Origin of the sequence: Corallococcus sp. AB018 (assembly GCF_003986945.1) — a bacterium.
GTDB classification, from domain to species: domain Bacteria; phylum Myxococcota; class Myxococcia; order Myxococcales; family Myxococcaceae; genus Corallococcus; species Corallococcus exiguus.
Genome location: NZ_RAWR01000385.1, coordinates 1 through 4,046, shown reverse-complemented (window position 1 = coordinate 4,046; position 4,046 = coordinate 1). Strand labels below are relative to the sequence as shown.

Here is a 4,046-nt window from a genome sequence, read left to right as displayed (position 1 = left end):
GCCCCCACCATCACCGCCCCCGTGGCGCTCTCCCCCTCCAGGTCGAACGAACTCTGGGACGCCAGGCCATAACCGAAGCCCCACACCGTGCCGGAGTTGATGGCCGCCGCCTGGCCCCGCGTCAGCCCGCTCCGGGTGGCGAGCATCGAAATCGCCGCCCCCGCGCCGCCGCCCAGGAGCGCCACCGCCACGTACGCGCGCCCGTCCTGGCAGTTGGAGATGGAGCACAGCATGACGCCCTGGGTGATGCCGTGCAGCGTCTGCACGACGGTCAACGACGCCCGGGCCTGCTGCGACGGTCCCTCCTTCGAAGTCACCCCTGGCTCCGCCACCACCGGCCGCGCCAGCGTGTCCTGCGCCAGCCGCGCGCCCGGCTCCATCCGCGTCCGCGCCAGCCGCGCCAGCTCCGGTGCGTACGGATGCCCGGGGCACACCTGCATCACGCGCTCCAACAACTCCAGGGCCTGCGCCTCCTGTCCGCGCACCAACGCGTCGAAGCCCGCCGCGTAGTCGGACTCGGCGGCGCAGGCTTCGTCACTCGCCACGAGCGGTGGCGCGGAGACGGAGCCCGAGGACGTGACGGCGGGAGGCGCCGCGCCTTCCCGGGGCGAAGGACCGGGCTGCGCTGCGACGAGGACGGCCAGGAAGAAGGGCGCGAGGACCATGCAGGCTCCCACCCTAGTCACCCCCGCGGAAAGACGGGAGACCCGGGACCCCGGTCCTCCTGGAAAGGAGGCCCGGGGCCCGGGTGACGCCACGCGGCGGCCTACCGCGTCGCCAACGTCTCCATGTGCTGGCGGAGCGCGGCCATGTCCCCCAGCCGCCCGTCCAGACCCGGAAGGGGCTTCGCGGCCTGCTCGATGCGGCCCCGCGTACGCGGACCCGCCGCCACCAGCCACGCCACGCCCAGCGCCAGCTCCGCCACGTCCGGCGCCTGGCCCAGCTGCGAGGCCAGCGCGAGCAGCGCGTCCACGGCCTTCTTCACCTGCGCGCCGTGCAGCGGGTGGCTGCTGGTGATGCCCTCGCGCAGGAGCACCAACAGCACCCGCGCGGTGGCGCGAGCCTGACGCACCGGCTCCGGTCCTTCACCCGTGCCGGCCCACAGCCCGTTCGCCAACTGCTGGCCCAGGATGCCGCCCACGTCCTCGGTGGGGATGGAGGCCTCCGCCACGGACAGCGGAAGGGACTCCTCCTCCTGCTCGTAGACCACCTCCGCCTTCTCCTTGACGACGCGCTCCAGCTCCGGGGCGCCCTGCATGGCGGCGTCCTTGCGCGGCTTCGCGGCGGACATCAGCCGGTCGAAGAACCCGCCCTTGTCCTTCTTCGCGCTCTTCGCGGACTCCTGCTCCCTGCGCTCCATGGGCGCGCTGGCGCCCCCGGGCCCGGAGCCATCCGCGAACTCCGCCTGGAAGGAGGACCCGGTGGTGGGCTCCGGCCCCAGGTCGCGCGCGGGCGCAGGGGAGGGCGCGGACAGGCTCGGAGGCGGCGGGGGGACCGCGCCGCCCCGGGAACGGCTGACCCCTCCGGGCGCGGGTATCGACTTCGAAGCCACCCGTCGCTTCATCACGGGCCGCGTCGCCGGCGCGAGCGCGTCCGCGAGCCCGCCCTCCGGCACGTCTTCGTCGTCCATGTCCCGAGCGGCCTGGTTGAACATGCTCCAGCCCGCGGGCGCGTTCACCGGCACCACGCGCGTGTCCGGCGTGCCGGATGCACGGCGGTCGCCCTGGCGCTCCTCCACCACCACGAAGGACGTGTACTGCGTGGCCAGCTGGTGCTCGACGGCGAGCCGGACGATGCGCTCCTTCATCGCCTCCGCGCGCCGGCCCACCAGCCCCGCGTCCATCCAGCCCCGGATGCGCTCGGCGGCCCACAACTTCTCCACCACCGGCCGGTCCGACTGCGCGGGCAAATCCAACCGCACCGTGAGGGAGAAGGGCTCACGGCCCGACTTCCCCTTCAGCGTCACGCTGCCCGTGCCCGCCTGCGCATAGCGCCCGAAGAGCGTCCACGGCGTGCCATCCACCAGCGGCGGCAGCGTGGCCGGCGCCAGCTCGCTGGCCTCCACACCGTCGAAGCGCACCTCCAGGTCGGTGACGCGCGGCGCGAGTGCCCGCGAGAACTGCGCCACCACCTTCTCGTCGATGCGCTCTCCCGGGTGGATGAACTCCACCGCGCCATCCGTGCGGCGCGCCAGGTCGCGCAGCAGCGCGTCGCTCACGTTGGTGCCGATGCCGAACGAGAACACCCGCCCCGTCCCGCGCGCCGCGAGCACCGCCTCGAGGATCTCGTTCTCGTTGCCGACCTGGCCGTCCGTCAGCAGCACCACCACGCCGTCCGGCGCGGCCTTCATCGCGGTGACCATCGGCTCCAGCAGCTCCGTGCCGCCGTAGGCCCTCAGCCCCGCGACCCACGCGTCCGCCTGCTCCAGCGTGCGCTGGGTGAACTGCACCGTCTGCGGAGAGAAGGAGCGAAACGAGTTCTCGAACGCGATGACGTTGAAGCGGTCGCCTTCACGCAGGTGGCGCAGGCACAGCCGGAGCGCGGCCTGGGCCTGGGGCAGGCTGTCGCCGTCCATGGAGCCGGACGTGTCCACCACGAACACCACCTCCTGCCGGGGCGGCGTCGTCGCCAGGTTCAGCAGGTCCGGCACCACCGTGAGCGCGAACGTGCCGGGGCCTTCCGCCTTCCGGTGGGTGACGACGGGCGTGAGCATCACGTCCGGGTTGGCGTTGCGCATCGTGAGCACCACGTCGCGGTCCAGCGCCACCTCGTTGCCCGCGAAGTCCTTGAGGAACGAATCGCGCTGCAGGGTCACCCGCGTGCGGGTGCCGTCCTTGGTGGCGGTGATGCGGTGGGACGGGCTCTCCACCACCACGTCACGGCCCACGTCGATGAGCAGGTCCATGCGCAGCCCGTAGTCCACGTTCATGCTCGTGGGCGGGGAGATGCGGTCCGCGTCCGGCACTCGCGTCGTCGGGGCCGCGCTGCCGTGGCCGGTGCGGTCGCCGTGCACCGCGCCGGGCATGTACCGGGGCGCCACCAGCGTGGGCAGCATCCAGCGCACGCTGCCTTCTTCCGCGGTGAGCGTCTGCAGGAACTCCACCTCCACCAGCGTCTCCTCACCCGGCAGCAGGTTTCCCACCTGCGCGGTGAAGACGTTGGCGCGCTCCTGGTCCAGCAGCGCCGCGCCGTGTCCTTCGGTGATGGCGTCGTCGTAGGCGCGGAAGGCCGCCTCGCGCTCCTTCACCACGCCGGCCACGCGGCGGCCCGCGCACGTCATGGAGAAGGCGCTGAGCGTCGCGTCGGAGGGCAGGGGGAAGGTGTAGATGGCCTCCACCGGCTTCTTCTCGTCGTTGCGGTAGCGCTGCGTCACGCGCACCCGCGCGTGCCCCCCGAGCAGCTCACCGGAGACTTCCACTCCCTGCAGGGGCACCTGGGCCCCGTCCCGCGTGAACAGCCCACACTTCGCCTGCTCGTTCATGACCGCGTTCCTTCCTGGAACTCCTCGATGAGGGCGCGCACCCGCTCGGCCAGCGCCCGGACCTTCGCTTCCGCCTGCTCCGACACGTGCAATTCCAACCCCGGCGCCAGGAGCCAGCGCTGGTAACGCGCCACCTCCACCGTCGGGTCTTTTCCCGGCCGCTTCGGGGGCATCCGGAGGGCGTCCTCCGGTACCGGCAACGTCCCCGAGCCCACCGGCGACTCCGCCAGCCGGCGCAGCTCCTCCGGCGACAACCGCAAGAGCTCCGCCTGGATGGCGTCCAGTGGCAGGAACCTCGCCTGGAGCACCCGGATGGCCTTGAGCCGCACCCGGTGCTCCTCTCCGTAGACCGTGTCCGGCCCCTTGAAGGGCGGTGCGGGCAGGAGGCCCCGCTGGACGTAATAGCGGACCGTGCGCGGCGAGATGCCCACCTCCTCCGCCAGCGCGGTCAGCTTCCACTCCGTCTGTGTCTTGGGCGTGCTCACGAACCTGACAGTAGGTTGTGACAGTTGTGGTGTCAAGAAGTCGGTGGCGATTTATCAGTGATGGTGTCGGGATGCAGGGG

General features: G+C 72.2%; 2 protein-coding genes and 1 pseudogene. All 3 read right to left on the bottom strand.

Translation table 11 applies throughout. The annotated features are described in order from the left end of the window. Nucleotides 1-665, bottom strand: a pseudogene (locus tag D7Y11_RS41850) (hypothetical protein); the annotation flags it as partial. Between the two features lie 101 nt (nucleotides 666-766). Continuing rightward, complete coding sequence (locus tag D7Y11_RS45305) at nucleotides 767-3,481, bottom strand: VIT domain-containing protein (protein ID WP_126936452.1); 2,715 nt, start codon at nucleotides 3,479-3,481, stop codon at nucleotides 767-769. Continuing rightward, nucleotides 3,478-3,966, bottom strand: coding sequence for a MerR family transcriptional regulator (locus D7Y11_RS41840; protein ID WP_121751570.1), 489 nt, complete (start codon nucleotides 3,964-3,966; stop codon nucleotides 3,478-3,480). The genes D7Y11_RS45305 and D7Y11_RS41840 overlap by 4 nt, the downstream gene beginning before the upstream one ends. Nucleotides 3,967-4,046: the final 80 nt, after the last annotated feature.